This is a genomic window from Paenibacillus marinisediminis (assembly GCF_054343325.1).
The window spans coordinates 39,470-59,299 of the sequence record NZ_JBTGUH010000006.1; the positions used below are offsets into that span (position 1 = coordinate 39,470).

Below are 19,830 nucleotides of genomic sequence, written 5' to 3' on the forward strand. Positions count from 1 at the left end.
CGGCAAAAGTCGCTATTTTGGCCTACTAGCGGACAGTAGATCCGTTATTTCAACGAAATCAACCGAAATTACCCCGTTTTGTAAGGAATAACGGCTTCTGTGTCCGCCTAACCCCAATATGTACCGTTTTTATCTAAAATAACGTCCCCTGTGTCCGGATTCATAGTCATCACGCTCCATGCCGAAGTACACACTCCCCACTCGCTCCACGCAAAAAAAAGCACAGCGGTCGGAGATAACATCTCCAGAACTGCTGTGCTTTTAGTATTAGGCAAATGGTCGATCCAGGCGGTACAGGCCGCGGTAGCGAGGATTCTGCTCCATCAGCTCTGCATGGGTGCCGTGCATCTCCACTCTGCCGTTCTCGATAAACATAATATCATTCATCTGCTCGACACCTACCAGGTGGTGGGTGATCCAGATTAATGTCTTCCCTTCCAGCGTGCGGAAGATCGTCTGCAGCAGCTCCCGCTCGGTGAGCGGATCAAGCCCTACAGTCGGCTCATCCATGATGACGATCGGGTTATCCTGCAGGAGCACGCGTGCCAGCGCGATTCGCTGGCGCTCGCCGCCCGAGAAGCGCTGCCCCGTCTCGTGCATCGGCGTGTCATAGCCTTCCGGCAGCGACTCGATCAACGCGCCGAGCTGCACTTGCTCAGCGACGCGACGGATCTCTTCGTCCGTCGCGTCTTGACGACCGAGGCGAATATTGTTCGCCACAGTCGTATCAAACAGATGCGGCCGCTGATTCAGCACGCTGATCAGCCGCGGCATCCGCTCGCCGATGGCGCAGGCTGGTGTTCCGTTAATCGTAACGGAACCACCGCCAGGCGCGACCGCGCCCTGCAGCAGCTTCATCAGCGTCGACTTGCCGGCGCCGCTGCGGCCGATGACCGCGATCTTGCTGCCGGGCGCGATGTCGAAGGACACGCCGTCCAGCGTCCAATCGCTCGCTTCCTCGTAGCGGTAGCGCACCTGCTCCACGCGAATAAACGCATTATCGCGTGCCGCCGCAATCTCTGCATCTCCAACGGATGCATAGCCTCCATCAGCAGCCTCCGCACCTTGCGTCTCGCTGATCCGGACAAGCCGCTCAACCGAATCCTTATACTGCGGGATTCGCTCAATTGCCTCAGATACTGGCAAGAAAGCATCCATTAGCGGGAAAATAACGAGCACGAACGCTGCAATCAACGTCACATCGATCTGTCGATCCGCATACTGCTCACCTGCCCAATAGATGACAGCTACCACAATCAAGCCAACAACAAGCTGACCAATAAACGTACGCCATTTCGCCCAGTTGCTTAATGTCCGCTCTACTCGTGCCAGACTCGCTTCATCTTCTTCATAAGTATCAACGAACTGCGCAGACCGTCCGCTGATTACCCAATCGCTCATCCCCAGCACCGCATCTGTCAGCTTCTGATACAAACGGTTCTTCTCCTGCTTCGCCCGGCGATTGTTGCGTTTCATGAACCATAGCGATACACCTGGAAGAACAAACACAAGCACACCGATATACAGCGCCATCAAGCCAGCAAATACAAGGTCAAACCAACCGAACACCGCAATAACGACCGCATACATACCGAGCGCAATGACGCTTGGAAACACTGTCCGCATATATACGTCTTGTAAATATTCAATATCGTCAGCCAGCGCGCCTAAGATATCACCCGTACGGAAACGAGAGCGAATAAACAAAGCTTGCGGCTCCACGATACGATACAGACGAACCCGCATATCAGAGAGGATCCGCAGGATCACATCATGGGCGATCAGACGCTGACCATAATGGATAACTGAGCGGCTGATCCCGAAAGCCCGTACCAATACAGTCGGCACGTATACCATCAGGATGTTCTCCGGGCGAAGCGCTGATTTCGAGATCAGGTACCCTGAAGTGAACATGAGCGCGCTTGCCGCGGCCACTGTGAGAATACCTAGAAGGACGACTAGAGCGAAGCGCCCGTAGTACATCTGGAAATAAGGACGGAACCACTGTTCGCGTTTCATTGCCATCCCTCCATCTCTGTCGTAACCAGCTCGTGATACGCACCGCGACGCTGCATTAATTGATCATGCGTGCCGACCTCTGCCACCTTGCCCTGCTGAAGCACGATAATCATGTCCATGTCAGGCATCCAATGCAATCGGTGCGTAGCCAGAAACACTAATTTATGTTCGAACAAGGAGAGCATCGTCTCCTTCAGCTCATATTCGGTTTCAATGTCCAAATGCGCAGTAGGCTCATCAAGCAGCATAATCGGCCGCTCCCCTAGAAAGGCGCGCGCCAAGGCTATGCGCTGCTCTTGACCTCCGCTCAGCGTGCGGCCTCCATTGCCCACAACCGTGTGCAATCCTTCTGGCAATCGCTCTACAGTAGATTTCAAGCCTGCCGCTTCTACTGCACGTGCTACATCATCTGAGCTCGCATTCGGTTGATAGAAGCGTACATTATCCTCCAACGTCGTGCTAAATAGATAAGGGTGCTGCGGAATGTACGTCACCAGTTCACGCCATGCTTCATCTGCAAGCGTCCCCAGCTTCGCATCATCAACCGTAATACAGCCTGAAGTTGGACGGAGGAATCCGCCCAGCACATCAATCAGTGTGGACTTGCCAGCACCGCTCGCGCCGATGATGCCGATCTTCTTCAATCCCTGCACGCGGAAAGTCACGTCCGTCAGTGATGCTGGACCGTCCTCTTCATGCTTTAACCCTATTTCGCGTACCTCAAGAACACTATCATTCGTCCAATTCATACCCGCAGGCAGCTCAGCTGTGACCTCAACCTCGGACGCTTTACGGATCAGGTCCTGTATAGATTGACCTGCTTCTTTGCCATTGAGCGTTGCGTGATAATCTGCGCCTACCATGCGAACAGGCAGGAAGTATTCCGGCGCAAGAATGAGCACCATGAGGGCTGTCGGAAGCAGCATTGTACCCTCAATTAACCGCAAGCCAAGGCTTACCGCCACGAATGCCACAGACAGCATCGTGAAGAAATCAAGCGCGAACGAGGATAGAAATGCAAACCGCAAGGTCTTCATCGTTGCAGAACGATACTTGTCGCTCACCCATTCGATCGTATCGCTATGAGAACGGCTTAGACCCAGCACCTTCAGTGTATCCAGACCTCGCAGCGAATCGACAAAGTGGTTGGACAAGATGCGATAAGACTTTAACTGCTTATCTACCTGCTTCTTCGCAGCCAGACCTATCAGAATCATAAATATGATCAGAATAGGTATCGTAATTGCTAAGATGAGCGCTGAGATCTTATCCTGCGTGAATATATAGATCCATATGATGATGGGGGTGAATGCCATCCCCATCATCCGCGGCAATATTAACTCTAAGTAGGTACGGAATTGAGCCACGCCATCCAGCACCATCGTTACGACATTACCCGTCCCCTCCTGCTTCGCAACCCGAGGCCCGAAACGGAACAGCTTATCCATCAGCTCCTTGCGGAGATCTCGCCCCGTCCGTTCTGCGAATCGATAGGCAATCTTCTGCATAAGGAGCGCCGTCACTTGACGGACGATAAACGCAAGCAGGAACAGGGCAATGTTATTCGCCTGTTCCTGCAGCGTATCGCCGGCAAAGAGGGCGGACACCGCGTCCGCCAGCCCTTTAGCCAGCATTATGATGGACACACTATGAATCAGGGTAAGCAACGCGAGAACCGCTATAACGGGCTTGATCCCCTTATATCCAAGTAGTGATTTATCCATTAATAAGTCAAATGCTCCTTCTCGTTAACACGTTTATGGAAGACAAAGTAGCTCCAGATCTGATAGCCCAATACAAATGGCAGCAGCGTCAACGCTACGATTGTCATAATCTTCAGCGAGTAATCGCCAGAAGACGAATTGTATACAGTCATGTTATATGCGCTGTCCAAAGAGCTAACCAATACGTTCGGGAACATGCCCACGAACACTGCAGATACCGCGATTGCAATCACAGCACCTGTCATACCAAACGCCCAGCCATCGCGCTTCTTGGACATGAAGTAGCCTGCTAATATAAAGGCTATCACACCAAGGACTGCCATCGCAATCAGAACCGCGCCGCGGCTGTCAAAGAAGTCTGTATTGAAGTAAGTCATAAGCCCGAATCCGAGCAGCAATACCGCAAGTGGAACCAACAACAGCTTCGCAAGCTTGCGAGCGCGTTCCTGCAGGTCACCTGTAGTGCGCAAGGACGCAAACATCAGACCGTGTACAAGACAGAGCAACGTAACAGCGACACCGCCAAGCACAGTGTATACATTTACAATGTCACCGAAGAATGCAGCATGCATCTCCATATTCTGATCGATAGGCAAGCCTTGCACAAAGGTCGCGAACACGACACCAAACAGGAACGGCGGCAATAAGCTGCCGATGAAGATGACGATATCCCACGTCTTCTTCCATGCTGCAGTGCTGCCTTGATGACGGAATTCGAACGCTACGCCGCGTCCGATAAGCGCAAGCAGCAGCACGACGAGCGGAATATAGAAACCGCTGAACATCGTTGCATACCAATGTGGAAATGCAGCGAACATCGCGCCGCCCGCTGTCAGAAGCCATACTTCATTGGCATCCCAGAACGGGCCGATGGAGTTGATTAATACGCGTTTCTCTCCATCATTTTTCGCTAAAAATAATGTCGACATACCTACACCGAAGTCAAATCCTTCTAAGAAGAAGAATCCGACAAACAACACACCGACAAGGACAAACCACAGTTCACTCAACTCAAACATGGAGATGCTTACCTCCCTTACTGAACGGATCGTTCGTCGTTACTTCTGCAGCGTGATCATGATCCAGCGCATCCGGACCCTTCTTAATCACTTTAACGAACAGATAGATCATGACGACTAATAGAATCGAATAGATCGTTGTAAATGCGATCAGGGAGAATAACACCTCACCTGAAGTAACGCTAGGAGAGACACTGTCTGCTGTCGTCATTAAGCCGAATACTGTCCATGGCTGACGACCAATCTCTGTCATAATCCAACCTGCTGTATTCGCTATGATTGGCAAGGAAATTCCAAATACCATCATTTTCCAATACCAAGGCTTAATTTGATCAATCTTCTTGCGAGCCATCATATATACACCGTACATAGCCAGCAAGATCATAAGCGAACCTGCTACAACCATGATGCGGAAGCTCCAGAATGTTGTCTTAACCGGAGGAATATAGTCTCCTGGACCATACAACTGTTCATATTGCGCTTGCAGTTCCTGCATCCCGATAACTTCACCGGAGAATTTACTATAAGAAAGGAAGCTCAGTGCATATGGAATCTGCAACTCCATGCTGTTTTCCTGTTTTTCGGTGTCAATCTTAGCAAATACCGTCCATGGCGCAGGGTCATCACTCGTCGTCCACAAGGCCTCTGCCGCAGCCATCTTCATTGGCTGTGTATGAACCAGATACTGTGCTTGCTGGTGACCATAAAGCGCAACACCAATTGAAGAGATCAAAGCTACTACGATAGCGATATTAAATGACTTTTTGAAGAAGGCAACGTCCTTCTTCTGCATCAAGCGCAGCGCACTAACACCTGCGATCAAGAATGCGCCTGTTGCAAATGCGCCCAATACGGTATGCGGAAACTCTACAAGTGCCTGACCGTTGGTAATGAGTGCCCAGAAGTCGTTCATTTGTGCGCGGCCATCAACAATTTCATATCCGACTGGATGCTGCATGAAAGAGTTCGCTGCCAGAATCCAGAATGCTGACATCGTCGTTCCAATCGCTACTAACCAGATACACGCCAAATGCACTTTCTTCGAAAGACGATCCCAACCGAATATCCATAAGCCGATAAATGTGGATTCCATAAAGAAAGCAGCCAATGCCTCAATTGCAAGCGGCGCCCCGAACACGTCTCCTACGAAGCGAGAATAGTCCGACCAGTTCATACCGAACTGGAATTCTTGAATAATACCTGTTACTACACCTACTGCAAAGTTAATAAGGAACAGCTTACCCCAGAACTTTGCCATCTTTCTGTACTGCTCTTCACCTTTGACGACATACATCGTCTGCATAATGGCGATGAGCAGCGCCAATCCGATCGACAACGGGACGAAGAAGAAGTGAAAAATCGTCGTTGCTGCGAATTGAATACGGGACAGCTCAACTACATCCATCCGTAATCCCCCACCTTTCTCATACTAGTACCATTTTCCATGTTTACATGCTATGTCAAGCTAAGTGGCCGCTTCCGCCTGCTTCAGTGACCATCGAAACCTGCGGTCGGCGGTATTAGCCTGTATAACGGAAGATCAAGAGTGTTGCTCGTGACCCATCATCATTCTGTCAAAAAAGTCACTCCATCGTTGTGACAATTGTCACATAGTACCCCGCTCTCTTTGAGCAATTTGAGAACTTTTTCTCAAACTTCACAAGTTTGTTGAAAATGTAGGTGAATTGTATCACAATTGTACTTGCGTTTAACTTGCGACGCCTTTTAACTTTTGTAATAGTGTCTGATGTCAAGCGTATTCTGTAAAATGGGTTCTATTATACCATTTTTCCATAAATAGGTTTACATTTCATCATTCCTCTATATAATAGATACAGATAAGCATGGCTTTCAAGATGTGGTTACAAAGTGTATCAACCGACTAGCTACCCTCAATGCTTTCAATAGCCTTGACGACACCTGTAAATATTGGCGCATCTCTTCCTATATACCCGTTGAAATTATTCCCTTCCATCTATACCTGCTCTCCATCTATGTAACAACTTCACCGGAAAGTACTCGACGAAAGTCTAGTTCGAATACCAATCCAGGGTCGGTTTTGCCACAGTCATCCATTTCATAAAATGAGAGTATAAGCCATGCAGACTTGACGATTAAACAAAAGACACAACACAAGGAGAGAGTGGAGTATGTTCGGGTGGACGACGCAAACAGACAAGACTCACAGAACCAAAGTACTGGTACTGACCGGTTCACTCGGGCATGGTCATGTACAAGCTGCTAGTGCAATCGAGGAATTAATGCGCAAACGTTACGGCAATCATATAGAGGTTCAAATTGTAAATTATCTGGAACAGATGGCACCTCACCTTCACATGGTAGGCTCCTACTGTTTCGTACAGTGGCTCAAGCATTTCCCTGGGATGTACGGCACACTCTTCGAATGGATGCGGAAAGATCGCAAGCTGGCGCAATTCATCAAGAACGTGCGCCTGACAAGCTTGCGCCCGCTGGCTAAGCTCATTCGCGAGACAGATCCAACTATCGTTGTAAGCACATTTCCAGCCGCAAGCGCTGCGATCTCTAAACTGAAAGAGCGCCGCATCATTAATTGTCCGACAGCGACAGTCATTACCGATCATACGGATCACAGCTTCTGGCTGCATCCATATACAGATATGTACTTGGTCGGATCCGAGCATGCTAGGCAGATGCTTGAGAATCAGGGAATACGCAGCAGCAAGATCGTGGTTACCGGAATTCCGGTGCGGCCTGCCTTCTATAATACTTATAACAAAGAGGAACTTCGTGTTCAGCACGGTCTTCACACAGAGAAGTTGACTGTCCTTCTCATGGGAGGCGGCTGCGGCTTGCTGGATCCAGCTATATTACACGCTTTGGAATCCGCAGCTTGGGCTAAAGACCTGCAGGTCGTCGTCGTGTGCGGCCATAACGACAAGCTCCAGCGTGAGCTCCAGCATTGGAGCGAGAAGGTGTCGCTCAACGTGCATATTAAAGGATACATCGATAATATACATGAGTATATGGCGATGGCTGATGTTATGATTACGAAATCAGGCGGTGTTACGACTGCGGAAGCAATTGCCCAGCACTTGCCGCTCATCATTTATAAACCGTTGCCTGGTCAAGAGCAGGATAACATCACCTATCTGCTGAAGACTGGACTTGCCAGCGTAGCAGAAGATGTTCCATCCTTGCTTAAATGCTTGTCCCGCTTCACAGCACAACCTGAGCTGTTGAAAGAGATGCGTCAAGCTGTACAACAAGAGCAATCAGGCACCGAGCAAGATCCAATCGATGTCATCATGCAGTTGAAATGCTTGCCAGCACCTGCTATGCGAACAGCTCCATCTTGGTTCCGACGCACGGTAGGCTAACTAGCCATATCAAGTTCCGGTCTCGTTGAGTTACGCACTCGATGAGAACCGGACTTTTTGTATTTTTTTCAGTATTTACACGTTTACCCATAATTTCTATGCATGAATAAATCCTCATACCAATGTATACGCTTGCATAATGATATTTACCATTATTTACGACTAATATCCTAGTGTTTCAGGCACCCCATGGATTTTTTTTATCAGTGTATTTTGTGATTTTTATACATAAAATACACAAAAGTCATTTTAAAATGTCGATCATCTCTTTATAATAATTAGCAAGCGTTTTGTACCAATTTAGAAGGATAGGTGAGTGGATATGATACAACATAAAACAATTACAGATGATTCGTTGAACCCTTATTTAAATGCACAACGTCAGGTGGACGCTGCAGCGGCAAAGCTACAACTGCCTCAGCATGTGACAGAGATACTAAAGAAACCTAAGCGTGTACTGTCTGTCAGCTTCCCTGTGCGTATGGACGATGGTTCAGTTCGCGTATTCGAAGGCTTCCGCTCCCAACATAACAATGCAATCGGTCCTACTAAAGGCGGTATTCGTTTCCATCCAGGCGTTACTCTCGACGAAGTTAAAGCATTATCCATGTGGATGACCTTCAAGTGCGGAGTTGTTGGCCTCCCTTACGGCGGCGGCAAAGGCGGCGTTATTTGCGACCCTAGAGAATTTAGCAAAGCAGAGCTAGAACGCGTTAGTCGGGCATTCATGGAAGCTATAGCAGATATTGTAGGTCCGGAGAAGGATATCCCCGCTCCAGACGTTTATACCACTCCGCAAATCATGGGCTGGATGATGGACACTTACAGCCGTTTGAAAGGACATTATTCACCAGGCGTTATCACCGGCAAGCCGCTTATTATCGGCGGATCGCTCGGACGCAACGCTGCTACAGCACAAGGCTGCGTTTATGCTATTGAATGTGCAATGGCTGATAAAGGCCTCCCAATCGAAGGTGCAACGGTTGCGATCCAAGGCTTCGGCAACGCAGGCCGCATCGCTGCTCGCCTCTTGAATGACATGGGAGCTAAGATCGTAGCAGTCAGCGATTCCCGCGGCGGAATCTACGATCCGAACGGCTTGGATGTTAGCCGCGCTGAGCAGCTGAAAGATCACTCCGAGCTTACAGACTACGGCCCTCAATATATCATTAGCAACAGCGAGCTGTTAGAGCTTCCTGTTGATATCTTGATTCCAGCAGCACTTGAGAATGTCATCACGAAAGAGAACGCTGGAAATATCAAAGCTAACATCATCGCAGAGGCTGCTAACGGTCCAACTACACCTGAAGCTGACGTTATCTTGATCAATAACGGCATCACCGTTATTCCTGATATCTTAGCTAATGCGGGCGGCGTTACAGTATCTTACTTCGAGTGGGTACAGAACTTGCACAACTACTACTGGTCTGAAGAAGAAGTGCTTGAGAAGCTAAGAGCTAACATGATTAGATCTTGTGAAGCTGTTCGTGATATGGCTGCGGCATATGATACGGATCTGCGCACAGCTGCATACATGATCTCAATCAAGCGTGTAACAGACGCGATGACAGCTCGCGGTTGGGTATAAAATAGAAGCCTTATAATCGGTATACAGCATGTGAAAGTGCGAAGGATCCTTAACAGTATGGAGGATTCTTCGCACTTCTGTATATAGAGCCGATACGCGCGGTCATCCGTACCGCATTCGGAACGCGCTTGTCTTTCCGCGCTTCTTCCGTTATAACTGGGAATAGATCTAAAGGAGGGATGATTTCATGAGAACTTATACCTTAATCGAGCAGCAGCTAGACAATGGATTAGAGGTTCATCAAGCAACGCCAGACGATACGTCCGATATTGTGGAGCTCCTCACGAATACTGCGAGATGGCTGAAGAGTAAAGGCTCTACCCAATGGAGCGCGCTTCTAGACGGACACGATGTCCACGGGACCGGCGACGCCATTAAGCACGGTGACGTATTCATGTTTAAGGACGGCAATATCGTAGCAGCCATGGTCATCCTATTAACAGAACCAAGTCCTTGGGATCTGGACTTATGGGGAGATGACGGACATGATCCATCCTTCTACGTCCATCGTCTGGCGATTAACCGAGATTATGCGGGTCAAGGTCTGGGCAACTCCGTCATGCAGTGGATCGAGAGCGGCATCCGCATCGAAGGCAAGCCGCAGATTCGTCTAGACTGCATCGAAAGCAATAATACGTTGTTCCGTTTCTATAGCGGAGCTGGTTATGAGCATAAAGGTGCTGTAAAAGGGTTTCATCTATTCGAGAAAGCGAGCGCCGCACATCAGAGCTAACGATATGCGGCGGTACATATGCGTTCTCCCGTTGATGTCACCCACGTCTCTTCATCGTTGAATCAGGTCAAGTCTGCGGCTCGGCTTGATCGACGATGAAGAAGCGTACTCCCTATATCCCCCACCATATACATGATTATCACCGGTTCCATGCGAAGCCAAGCTGGTTCAATCCTTCCGTAGAAAGCGGCAACAGCAGGATGCAAGATGTACAGGACACCTACCGACAACAGCAGCCAGTACAACGAGAATCTTAGACAAACGTATCCTCTCATCTGGAACCGATAGTCGGAATAGTCCCAATAGCGTTTGTAGAACATCTTATCGAGCATAAGCCCACTGACATATTCTACAAGCGAAGGAATGAAGAAGCTGAGCAGAAGCATCCCCCACCAGGACACCCCAGCATCCGATGCCATAATCAGCAGCATTGGCGCGATACCGTACATCGGCTTGAACGGCCCCAGCAAGAAGCCCTCCTGTTTGTACGCCCCTGTCGTCCATTTGCAGTACGCCTGCTCCAGCAGCCAGCCCCCACATGCATATACCATGAAATAAAAGAACAGCGCCGACCCTGTCATATTACGACCACCTTCATTTTTGAATGGGTATGTTCATATGTTCTGTAGTTTTGTGCTAGCCCGCTGTAATTATTCATTCACGTCCTTCACCTGAGGATCGGATCGCTATCATGCCCCATCGTCTAGCTAACTAGAATAGCAATAAGGAGCAGCGCAATGCGGGCTGCGTTCGTAATTATAAAGCTCCTTACAGCCAGTACAAACGTCTCTGCCTTTGTCTGCTTCTCCATGAACTGATTCACATTCTTCCATACGGGAATTACCGTCAGCAGAGGAAGGATGAGCAGCAACGGGTAAACCTGCAAATACAGATACACCGCCAAGTCCAAGTAGGAAACAATGTAGCTCACTCGGAACAAGCGCAGGGCATTTGCTTTGCCGATATAGATCGGGAGAGTGTATCGTTTGTTCAAGATATCCTCGTCCATGTCGCATATGTTGTTAGCTAGCATGATATTTGCAATGCCGATTATAGCCGGTATGGAGATAAGGAAGATGAGCACTATTTCCTTCAAGTTCATGAAGATATGTACGAATCCATGTTGATATATCAATACCATCATATGTTCGGGTCTAAGATGGATGAAGGCAGAGATAAATATGATGCCGAATCCCATAAACAATCCGGAGAACAGCTCGCCAAGCGGCATCCGCGAGATCGCGATAGGACCAAACGAATACAGGATGCCTACCATAAATGAAAGCCCGCCAAGCAGCAGCACGAGCAGACTGGTGTTCAGATACAGCAAGATGCCAGCACTTGTCGCCAGCACAAATAAGAAGATGATGGTCGCCAATACTGTGCTTTCCTTTATTTGATGCTTAACTATGGCGTTATGGACAACATAACCGTAGCCTTTGGTTTCTATTGCTCGCTTATAATCAAAATAGTTGTTCAACGCTGTGGTCATCATATCGAAGGAAAGCAGCGATACGAACATTAGTATAAAATTTCCTGCCTGAAAGTCATGAAACCGCAGCATCGCGTACAAGCTTCCGATAAGAAACGGAATGATGCTGGCGGCTTTCGTTTTGATCTCAACCAACTGCAGAAAGCTTCTAAAAGTCACGGTCATTCCTCTCCCCTACTGTAAGTTAATGGTTAATATCTGAAGTTATCCTTCGTTTCATACATACATCAGCCAGATGGTATTGGGCTGCAAGCCGCTCAACTGCTACGAAAGTGTGGTGCAGGACGCCGACCAAACTCATGATATGAGAACTTACTGGTTATTCTAAGAATGAACTAAGAATATGCGAGTACATGAAAAGGAGGCGCCCATGGACAGTACCCGTGAATTTGTTGATAAGGTGCATGATACACAGCACAAGCAAGAGCTTAACCAGAAGCATTATGGAAAGGGAACACCCTCACACAGACTGCCAGGCAAGCAGAAGAGCACCAATAAATAATATAAAGACCGTCGCGATCGCTGTGATCGTGGCGGCCTCTTGTCATACTCACGCATATACGGTTACCCCGCATGTTGAAGCGCATTATGGGAACGACGGCGGTGGTTGAACCAATAGTAAATTGGAGCAGCGAATAGAACAACAATCCCCGCTAGTACATACATCATTCTGTAACCCGATGCAGAAGCAATCGTCCCCAACACCATCGAACCTATGCCGAAGCCAATGTCAAAGAATAGGAAGTAGGTTGCAGTCGCAAGCCCAGTTCGGTTCGGCGGTGATGACTTAACCGCAATCGTCTGAAAGCTCGGCAGTATGGCTCCATATCCGAGACCGAGCAATGCCGCTAATGCCAATAGCATGAATGCCGAGTTCATCTGGCCCAATCCTATAATCCCCAATGCAAATAACAGAACACCGGGATATACAAGAACATGGGGACCCCTGCGGTCAAACATTTTCCCCGTGAATGGCCTTGAGAGGACAATCAGCAGTGCAAACACCATGAAGAAATAGCTTGAAGCAGCGCTTAACCCCAGTTCCTTCGCATAAACGGATACATATGCGGTTATACCGCTGTAAGCAAAGGCCACTAACCCCCCTGCTATAGCAATGGACACTGCATTTGGCTCAATAAACTTTCTCCAACCTGTGGCAGGCTCGATCAACTTCTGATGCACATTAGACGCAGCCGGCTTCACCATAAGGGCGCTTATGAAGGACAATGCAGTGAACAGGATACATACCATGAACATGACGCCACTGTTGTAATGCTGTATAATCGTAAGCCCCACGAACGGACCAATGACCATCGCCAGACTCATAAAGAGACCAAAGTAACCAATGCCCTCACCCTTGCGCTGCGTTGGAACAAGATCGGTCGCGATGGCTCCTGTTGCGGTCGCCGCAATACCGAAGCCAATGCCGTGAACCAAACGAAGAGCGAGCATTACCGTGTAACTGTGAACAAATGAGTATAATATCATACAGACTAAGTATACACCAAGTCCGATCATCAATATTTTCTTCTTGTCGCGATCATCCAACCATTTTCCAGCTAAAGGACGAAAGATGACAGTAGTTAACACAAAGGTTGTCATAATCATGCCCACCTGCTCTTGTCCGCCGTGCAAACTGTCCATGACAAAGATCGGTAATGTAACGATCAGAATGTAGTGGCTTATAAACATAAAGAAATTGCTCAGGCATGCGGCTATAAAATGACGAGTCCACAAAGACGTTTGATTACTCATGATACGCTCCCCTGCTCGAGCGTCCTGCATGATGGATCATAAAGCCGAGCGATGGTTCAGGATTCATGTTATCCCCCCATAAATAGTTGCTATAGCGATTATATGTTTACCAAAAAATGACTGTCAACCTTCTTCGCGTCTAACCACACGTTATGAACACAACATCGCCAGCAAAGGGCTTGCTTTAGAACAGCGCGGAATTTTTACCCACCCATGCGCGGGTAAACATTATTCAACAACTTAGTTGCATAACTAGGAAGAGGCTACTATAATGGCAATATCTTTTTTTTGCACTAAGGATGTGTTTATTTGAATATTCGTGTATTTATACTGGCTATCGCGGCCTTCGTGGTCGGGATGGTCGAATTGATCGTTGGCGGGATTCTGAATCTGATCGCAGAGGACCTCAACATCACAGTCAGCTCAGCAGGTCTGTTCATCACGATCTTCTCGATCTCCTTCGCTGTAACGGGTCCGATCATCATGAATCTGACTTCTAGAATGGATCGGAAGCGGCTGTATCTATACGCCCTAGCTCTATTCTTGCTATCCAACTTGCTCGTCGCATTTACCTCAAGCTATATGCTGATCCTGTCAGCCCGCGCCTTATCCGCCATGAGCGGATCTGTCATCGTTGTGTTGTCCATTACGATGGCTGCGCAGCTTGTACCTGCTTCCCATAAAGGAAGGGCTATCGGTATCATCTATATGGGCATCAGCGGCTCGCTCGTACTGGGCGTGCCCATCGGCATGGTCATTGGCAATGCGTATGGCTGGCGTGCGCCATTTCTCGTCATCGCCTTCCTCAGCCTGCTGGCTATGATCGGCATCGCGGTGATGCTGAAGCCTACCGCGCCTAACCCGGTCGTGCCGCTGCGGAAGCAGCTAGCGACGTTGAAAGATAAGAAGATTATAAGCGCGCAGCTTATCGGCTTATTAATGCTAACCGGTCATCTGACATTGTACGCTTATCTGACGCCATATGTGGAGGCCACCTTCAGCATCACTCCTAGTATGATGAGCGTGGTATACTTCCTGTTCGGAATCGCGGCCGTACTTGGCGGCGGTATTGGCGGCTGGGTGTCCGACCGTTGGGGAGCGGCACGATCGATTATTGTGATCGTCACCTGCTTCTCCATGTCGATGTTCTCTCTGATGCTTGCTTCGCAAGCGTCGTTCTACGTATTTCTCGTCTTCATGATGCTATGGGGCGCGCTCAGTTGGTCGCTCTCGCCCGCAATGCAGACGTATCTGATGAAGATCGCGCCGGATACGGCTGACATTCAGCTAAGCTTGAATTCATCCATGATGCACCTAGGCATTGCAGGTGGATCGCTTATCGGCAGCGTCGTTATCAAGCAGAGCTCGGTAGCGAACAACCCGTGGGTCGGCGGCTTAATCGCCTTGACCGCGCTGGGCTGCGCCGCCTATTCGCTTAGCCGCAGATCTGCGGGTTCTATCATCGAGCCAGGCGCGGAGGCGTTTGTCGCCGGCTCTGCACCTGGGGTGGGTACGAGAGCGTCAGGTGCAGAATCTGAACCTGGAGTGTGTACAAGAGCGACAGGTGGAAAATCTGTGGGACCAGTGAGTGTCCCGAAATAGCGGCGCAAAGCCAATCGTTCTAGCGTGTGCTGCTTCTATGGTGGTTGCCCTTATTCAATGCTCCCCCTTGTATTCTGGGGGAGAGTTACTGAATAAGGGCTATTTTGATGAGAGGCACTCTATGGGTGCTGTTTGTTGCGCGTGAGATTACTGGGTTTTAGCCCGTTACAGCCAGAATAGTGAGCCTGGTGAGGGCGGTAACGGGGTAATTACCTGTTACAGAGTTATGGCGGCTGTAGTGCGGCGTGGTGCGCTTGAGATTACTGGGTTTTAGCCCGTTACAGCCGGAATGGTGAGCTCAATTGGGGCGGTAACGGGGTAATTGCCTGTTACAGAGCTATGGCGGCTTAGGTACGGCGTATGGTGCATGAGATAACTGGGTTTTTACCCGTTACAGCCGGAATAGTGTGCTCAATTGGGGCGGTAACGGGGTAATTACCTGTTACAGAGTTATGGCGGCTGTGTTGCGGCGTGTTGTGCGTGATATTACCGGGTTTTTGCCCGTTACAGCCGGAATGGTAATCTCAGTGGAGGCGGTAACGGGGTAATTACCTGTTACAGAGTTATGGTTGCTGTGGTGCGGTGTGTTGCGCGTGAGATTACTGGGTTTTTCCCGTTACGGAACCGAGAGAGAGATAGTCCCATGTTGTGGGTTAAGTTCTAACGTGCTACCATGTTGGCAACTGAAATGATTTACGGAGGAGCATAACCATGGAACATGATGAGGGTATGTTGGTACTGGATCGCACAAATGAACTCACGGAAAAGGATGTGCTGTATCCATTTGCCCTAGATGAAATGCTGTGCCGCCGGACTGGTCAAGGCGGACCCGCGATCTGCCATCTCTGGCGGCATCCGCGCGCTTTCGTCATGGGGCAGCGCGACAGCCGCCTGCCTCGCGCCGCCGAAGCCGAGCAATGGCTGCAGTCGCTCGGCTATGAAACGGCGGTGCGCAGCTCTGGCGGCGCCGCCGTCCCGCTTGACCTAGGCGTAGTCAACCTGTCGCTCATCCTGCCCAAGACGAGCCAGGGGGATCTTCATTTTCATCGCGACTTCGAGCGGATGTATCAGCTTATTCGGGCGGCCTTAGAAGAAACAGGCCGTGAGGTGGATAAGGGTGAGATCGCAGGCGCGTATTGCCCCGGCGATTACGATCTAAGCATAAACGGCCTGAAGTTCTGTGGAATCGCCCAGCGACGTCAGTCGCATGCGTTCATCGTGCAGGCCTTTGTGGTCTGCAGCGGCTCGGGTCGGGACAGCGCACGGTTGGTGCGCGACTTCTATGACCGAGCGGCGAGTGAGAGCAGCCAAGGCACTGCGGCAGAGGCGCATAACGCGGCCAGTGCTGCCAACGCAAGCGCCGCGGAGCAGCTCGAGGTGCAGCCAAGCACAGCGGGCAGTCACCCGCTGGTGACGGAAGGCAGCACCGCCAGCTTGGACGAGCTGATCGGGCTCGGCCCCGACGCCGCGCGCCTTTTCGCCGACGCGGTCAAGCGTGTCATACACGCGCGGCAGACCGCAGAGGGCATAGCCGCTGCCGCCGCCAGCCTCTGGCTGCCCGAACCCGCGCAGGTGCGCGAAACTGCTGCTAAGCTGCGCAGCCGCTACGGCATATCGCCGAGTGAATAGACATAAATGATACGACCCTGCCTCTAGCTCAACTAGAAGCAGGGTCGTGTCTTATAAGACTTATGCAGCAATCGCCGTGATCAGCACGCCCACCGCAATTAGGCCAACACCGATGTATCCCCAGAAAGATAGCTTCTCGCCCAAAAACAACAGAGCAAAGCCAACAGCCAGTACGACGCTGAGCTTATCGATCGGAGCTACCTTGGACACATCCCCCTTCTGGATCGCCATAAAGTAAAACAGCCACGATAACGCACCCGCAACGCCGCTAAGAACGATGAACAGCATAGCTTTCTTATTGGCGAGCACATCACCGATCTGCGCCAGCTTGCCTTGAAAGGTCAGTACACCGAACAAGAACAACATCATAATCACAGATCGAATCGTCGTCGCCGTATTCGGATCGACCCCCTTCAAACCCAGCTTGCCGAATATGGATACCATCGCGGCCATAACAGCAGATAACAAGGCATACAACAGCCAACTTGGCATAATATCGTCACCTCTTCTGATCAAAAGCTAAAATAGAGACAAACTTGTCCGAAATATGTTGTATACTTAAACTATATAAAATTACTAGATCATTCCACGAGGTGCAGAAGCTGTGAACTTAAATGTGGGTCATTGTGAGAGATGCAAGAAAGTATTTCAGATTACGTATTCCAATTACTGTCCAGATTGCGTTGTCTTTATCCGTACAGAACTAGAACGCTGCTCCGCCTATCTGCGGGCTCACCCTGATAGCACGCTCGTCGAGCTCAGTGAAGCGACTGAAGTTCCGGTGAAGAAGCTAATTTACTATATAAACGAAGGTAAGTTGTACGTGTATGATTATCCTAATCTCACATATCCCTGCTATTTTTGTGAAATTGAAATAAAACGCGGCTATTTATGCACCGAGTGTGCATACAAGTTCAAGATGGAAGTAACGGATCTATACATCAAAGAAGGGTACGAGGTGGATCAGGTCACGCATCAGATCAAGCAAGCGCCGCGAGCATTCCCACGTAAAGACGATACTTTCACTGTACAAGGCCGAAAACGAAATTAAGGGCGGCGACCCGTGGGTCGCGCCCTTATTTCTTATTGGCAGCGATCAAATAATCGCTTGTCCGCAACATAACCCCTTGCGACGCTTATTCGCTTTTCTGGTGAGTCTTCAGATCACTATAATTGACGAGTACCGGCAGCATCTTTTCTCCCTTAATCATCGGCGAGTTGCATAACGGACAAGTGGGTTCTTCCTGGAATGAGAAATTATCTCTCATCCAGCCCTTGCATGTATCTGTTTCACATGACCATATCGCAGTACTCACTTCGGGGATATCCTCTACCGCATTTTTTCGATTATACATGACAGTCCCTCCTACAATCCCTTAACAAGCATACTGTACTCATCATGCGACAAGCCGTAAGCTGTTTATGTGCGCTTGCAGATACCAAACCATGCTTACGGTCCATAAGCGATATTATGACCCGCAACATTACATTTTATTTACAGTGCCGCCTAATTATGACTAACACCTCAAAAATGAACGGAACCTACTATTACATAGTCCCTCAACATCTTATTATACCCTATATTTTCCGAAAAAGGTTGGCCTTTTCAGAACCTGTACAATAAAGTGAGTTGGCAAAAAACGCTAATTACAACTATAGCAGGCTTCACCATTAATAATATGAGTGTTCTCATATATTTTCACATATTTTATTTACGTGATGAACCATGTAGAAATATGGCTGCCTGAATGCGACAGCACCATTTGGGGCAACGTGATGTAGAGCCTTGATCAGATCGATATGCCTTCCTGACCTCATACTCTGGTATAATCAATAACAACATCCTACATAAAAGTACATAAAAGGCGGGAACCTCTATGATTCGTTTTGGAATGATTGGTACGAATAAGATTGCTGATGAATTCGTTAAAGCGGCGGCAGCTGTCGACAATGTTCGAATTGCAGCGGTATATTCACGCTTGAATGACACTGCTGCTTCATTTGCCCACAAACATGCGATTGCACGGACTTATACCGATTTGGACACTTTCGCATCCGACCCCGAGCTGGATGCCATCTATATCGCTACTCCCAACATTGTGCATGCGCCGCAAGCGATGCTGTTTCTGCGCCATGGCAAGCATGTATTGTGCGAGAAGCCGATCACAACAAATGTTCGTGAGCTTCAGCAATTAATTGCCGCTGCCAAGCAGCATGGAGTGCTGCTGATGGAAGCGATGAAGCCCGCTTGCCTGCCGGCGATGGCAGAACTCCGCTCTCTTATAGAGAGCATAGGCCCGGTTCGCCGGGCTGTATTCTCTTACTGCCAGTACTCTTCTCGTTACGATGCCTTTAAACGAGGAGAGGTGATGAACGCCTTTAAGCCTGAGCTCGGCAATGGTTCATTGATGGATATTGGCGTATATTGCGTCCATCCGTTAGTGGCTTTATTTGGCGCTCCCGCGAATATTCACGCGAAAGGCTATACACTATCTACTGGTGTAGACGGCAGCGGCCTGCTCACGCTAAGCTATCCGGAGATGGATGCGCTCATCTCCCATTCTAAGATCACAGATTCCTATCTGCCGAGTGAGATTCAAGGCGAACAAGGCACCATACTGATCGATCGAATCTCTACCCCGCAACAGCTTGTGCTGCATCTAAGAGGCAAAGAGCCGCAGATACTGGATTATACTTGTGAACTTCCTATTATGGCTTATGAAATTCAACACTTTGCAAACTCGGTCGAACAAGGGCTGACTGAAGCGCCGCTTGTCCCTCACGCGGTGTCATTAGAGACGACGCGCATTATGCAAGAAGCTCGTCGCCAGATCGGGCTGGTCTATCCGCGCGATTGATCCTGACTGAGCTGCATATACAGCAATAGACCCGATCCCTCATATAGGGACC

17 protein-coding genes are annotated in these 19,830 nt (G+C 49.3%); 8 read left to right on the forward strand and 9 right to left on the reverse strand.

The window, feature by feature from the left end; genetic code table 11:
- Nucleotides 1-267: 267 nt before the first annotated feature.
- From cydC to ACXX53_RS14510, 4 genes are read right to left on the reverse strand one after another with little or no spacing between them, the layout of a single operon-like run.
- Nucleotides 268-2,019 (reverse strand): thiol reductant ABC exporter subunit CydC, encoded by a 1,752-nt coding sequence (gene cydC / locus ACXX53_RS14495; protein ID WP_458569371.1) that lies wholly within the window; start codon nucleotides 2,017-2,019, stop codon nucleotides 268-270.
- The gene (gene cydD, locus ACXX53_RS14500; RefSeq protein WP_458569372.1) at nucleotides 2,016-3,743 is read right to left on the reverse strand and encodes a thiol reductant ABC exporter subunit CydD; all 1,728 of its coding nucleotides are present in this window, start codon (nucleotides 3,741-3,743) and stop codon (nucleotides 2,016-2,018) included. Before cydD ends, cydC begins: the two co-directional genes overlap by 4 nt.
- Nucleotides 3,743-4,762 (reverse strand): cytochrome d ubiquinol oxidase subunit II, encoded by a 1,020-nt coding sequence (gene cydB, locus ACXX53_RS14505; protein ID WP_458569373.1) that lies wholly within the window; start codon nucleotides 4,760-4,762, stop codon nucleotides 3,743-3,745. Before cydB ends, cydD begins: the two co-directional genes overlap by 1 nt.
- Nucleotides 4,755-6,167, reverse strand: a complete 1,413-nt coding sequence (locus tag ACXX53_RS14510) for a cytochrome ubiquinol oxidase subunit I (RefSeq protein WP_458569374.1) — start codon at nucleotides 6,165-6,167, stop codon at nucleotides 4,755-4,757. The genes cydB and ACXX53_RS14510 overlap by 8 nt, the downstream gene beginning before the upstream one ends.
- Nucleotides 6,168-6,912: 745 nt before the next feature.
- Here ACXX53_RS14510 and ACXX53_RS14515 point away from each other — a divergent pair.
- From ACXX53_RS14515 to ACXX53_RS14525, 3 genes are all read left to right on the forward strand, one after another.
- A complete protein-coding gene (locus ACXX53_RS14515; RefSeq protein WP_458569375.1) occupies nucleotides 6,913-8,121 on the forward strand; it encodes an MGDG synthase family glycosyltransferase in 1,209 nt (402 codons plus the stop codon).
- A gap of 322 nt (nucleotides 8,122-8,443) precedes the next feature.
- The gene (locus ACXX53_RS14520) at nucleotides 8,444-9,709 is read left to right on the forward strand and encodes a Glu/Leu/Phe/Val family dehydrogenase (protein ID WP_458569376.1); all 1,266 of its coding nucleotides are present in this window, start codon (nucleotides 8,444-8,446) and stop codon (nucleotides 9,707-9,709) included.
- Nucleotides 9,710-9,896: 187 nt separating this feature from the next.
- Nucleotides 9,897-10,442 carry a GNAT family N-acetyltransferase gene (locus ACXX53_RS14525; RefSeq protein ID WP_458569377.1) on the forward strand — a complete coding sequence of 182 codons (546 nt, stop codon included), beginning with the start codon at nucleotides 9,897-9,899 and terminating at the stop codon, nucleotides 10,440-10,442.
- Between the two features lie 62 nt (nucleotides 10,443-10,504).
- Here ACXX53_RS14525 and ACXX53_RS14530 read toward each other — a convergent pair whose 3' ends face one another.
- Both ACXX53_RS14530 and ACXX53_RS14535 read right to left on the reverse strand, forming a co-directional pair.
- Nucleotides 10,505-11,023 carry a putative ABC transporter permease gene (locus tag ACXX53_RS14530; protein WP_458569378.1) on the reverse strand — a complete coding sequence of 173 codons (519 nt, stop codon included), beginning with the start codon at nucleotides 11,021-11,023 and terminating at the stop codon, nucleotides 10,505-10,507.
- 122 nt (nucleotides 11,024-11,145) lie between these two features.
- Complete coding sequence (locus ACXX53_RS14535) at nucleotides 11,146-12,093, reverse strand: 1,4-dihydroxy-2-naphthoate polyprenyltransferase (protein WP_458569379.1); 948 nt, start codon at nucleotides 12,091-12,093, stop codon at nucleotides 11,146-11,148.
- 211 nt (nucleotides 12,094-12,304) lie between these two features.
- Between ACXX53_RS14535 and ACXX53_RS14540 the strand changes: the two genes are divergently transcribed.
- Complete coding sequence (locus ACXX53_RS14540; protein ID WP_458569380.1) at nucleotides 12,305-12,436, forward strand: DUF4023 domain-containing protein; 132 nt, start codon at nucleotides 12,305-12,307, stop codon at nucleotides 12,434-12,436.
- A 62-nt stretch (nucleotides 12,437-12,498) separates the two neighbouring features.
- Here ACXX53_RS14540 and ACXX53_RS14545 read toward each other — a convergent pair whose 3' ends face one another.
- On the reverse strand, nucleotides 12,499-13,689 hold the full coding sequence (locus ACXX53_RS14545; RefSeq protein WP_458569381.1) for an MFS transporter: 1,191 nt from the start codon (nucleotides 13,687-13,689) through the stop codon (nucleotides 12,499-12,501).
- 309 nt (nucleotides 13,690-13,998) lie between these two features.
- On the opposite strand from ACXX53_RS14545, the gene ACXX53_RS14550 reads away from it, so the two are divergent.
- Both ACXX53_RS14550 and ACXX53_RS14555 read left to right on the forward strand, forming a co-directional pair.
- Complete coding sequence (locus ACXX53_RS14550) at nucleotides 13,999-15,291, forward strand: MFS transporter (RefSeq protein WP_458569382.1); 1,293 nt, start codon at nucleotides 13,999-14,001, stop codon at nucleotides 15,289-15,291.
- Nucleotides 15,292-16,002: 711 nt separating this feature from the next.
- The gene (locus tag ACXX53_RS14555) at nucleotides 16,003-16,920 is read left to right on the forward strand and encodes a lipoate--protein ligase family protein (RefSeq protein ID WP_458569383.1); all 918 of its coding nucleotides are present in this window, start codon (nucleotides 16,003-16,005) and stop codon (nucleotides 16,918-16,920) included.
- A gap of 60 nt (nucleotides 16,921-16,980) precedes the next feature.
- Here ACXX53_RS14555 and ACXX53_RS14560 read toward each other — a convergent pair whose 3' ends face one another.
- The gene (locus ACXX53_RS14560) at nucleotides 16,981-17,412 is read right to left on the reverse strand and encodes an EamA family transporter (RefSeq protein WP_458569384.1); all 432 of its coding nucleotides are present in this window, start codon (nucleotides 17,410-17,412) and stop codon (nucleotides 16,981-16,983) included.
- Between the two features lie 112 nt (nucleotides 17,413-17,524).
- Between ACXX53_RS14560 and ACXX53_RS14565 the strand changes: the two genes are divergently transcribed.
- Nucleotides 17,525-17,971 carry a hypothetical protein gene (locus ACXX53_RS14565; RefSeq protein ID WP_458569385.1) on the forward strand — a complete coding sequence of 149 codons (447 nt, stop codon included), beginning with the start codon at nucleotides 17,525-17,527 and terminating at the stop codon, nucleotides 17,969-17,971.
- 85 nt (nucleotides 17,972-18,056) lie between these two features.
- Here the strand turns inward: ACXX53_RS14565 and ACXX53_RS14570 are convergent, their stop codons facing one another.
- Nucleotides 18,057-18,275: a cold-shock protein gene (locus ACXX53_RS14570; protein ID WP_458569386.1), complete on the reverse strand. Its 219-nt coding sequence runs from the start codon at nucleotides 18,273-18,275 to the stop codon at nucleotides 18,057-18,059.
- A 522-nt stretch (nucleotides 18,276-18,797) separates the two neighbouring features.
- On the opposite strand from ACXX53_RS14570, the gene ACXX53_RS14575 reads away from it, so the two are divergent.
- Nucleotides 18,798-19,778 (forward strand): Gfo/Idh/MocA family protein, encoded by a 981-nt coding sequence (locus tag ACXX53_RS14575; protein WP_458569387.1) that lies wholly within the window; start codon nucleotides 18,798-18,800, stop codon nucleotides 19,776-19,778.
- Nucleotides 19,779-19,830: the final 52 nt, after the last annotated feature.

What these genes read in the sequence shown, in the direction of transcription:
- ACXX53_RS14510 (WP_458569374.1), bottom strand. Translation starts at nt 6,167, where the DNA reads ATGGATGTAGTTGAGCTGTCCCGTATTCAATTCGCAGCAACGACGATT.
- ACXX53_RS14570 (WP_458569386.1), bottom strand. Translation starts at nt 18,275, where the DNA reads ATGTATAATCGAAAAAATGCGGTAGAGGATATCCCCGAAGTGAGTACT.
- ACXX53_RS14555 (WP_458569383.1), top strand. Translation starts at nt 16,003, where the DNA reads ATGGAACATGATGAGGGTATGTTGGTACTGGATCGCACAAATGAACTC.
- ACXX53_RS14560 (WP_458569384.1), bottom strand. Translation starts at nt 17,412, where the DNA reads ATGCCAAGTTGGCTGTTGTATGCCTTGTTATCTGCTGTTATGGCCGCG.
- cydC (WP_458569371.1), bottom strand. Translation starts at nt 2,019, where the DNA reads ATGAAACGCGAACAGTGGTTCCGTCCTTATTTCCAGATGTACTACGGG.
- cydD (WP_458569372.1), bottom strand. Translation starts at nt 3,743, where the DNA reads ATGGATAAATCACTACTTGGATATAAGGGGATCAAGCCCGTTATAGCG.
- ACXX53_RS14520 (WP_458569376.1), top strand. Translation starts at nt 8,444, where the DNA reads ATGATACAACATAAAACAATTACAGATGATTCGTTGAACCCTTATTTA.
- ACXX53_RS14540 (WP_458569380.1), top strand. Translation starts at nt 12,305, where the DNA reads ATGGACAGTACCCGTGAATTTGTTGATAAGGTGCATGATACACAGCAC.
- ACXX53_RS14575 (WP_458569387.1), top strand. Translation starts at nt 18,798, where the DNA reads ATGATTCGTTTTGGAATGATTGGTACGAATAAGATTGCTGATGAATTC.
- cydB (WP_458569373.1), bottom strand. Translation starts at nt 4,762, where the DNA reads ATGTTTGAGTTGAGTGAACTGTGGTTTGTCCTTGTCGGTGTGTTGTTT.
- ACXX53_RS14530 (WP_458569378.1), bottom strand. Translation starts at nt 11,023, where the DNA reads ATGACAGGGTCGGCGCTGTTCTTTTATTTCATGGTATATGCATGTGGG.
- ACXX53_RS14545 (WP_458569381.1), bottom strand. Translation starts at nt 13,689, where the DNA reads ATGAGTAATCAAACGTCTTTGTGGACTCGTCATTTTATAGCCGCATGC.
- ACXX53_RS14525 (WP_458569377.1), top strand. Translation starts at nt 9,897, where the DNA reads ATGAGAACTTATACCTTAATCGAGCAGCAGCTAGACAATGGATTAGAG.
- ACXX53_RS14515 (WP_458569375.1), top strand. Translation starts at nt 6,913, where the DNA reads ATGTTCGGGTGGACGACGCAAACAGACAAGACTCACAGAACCAAAGTA.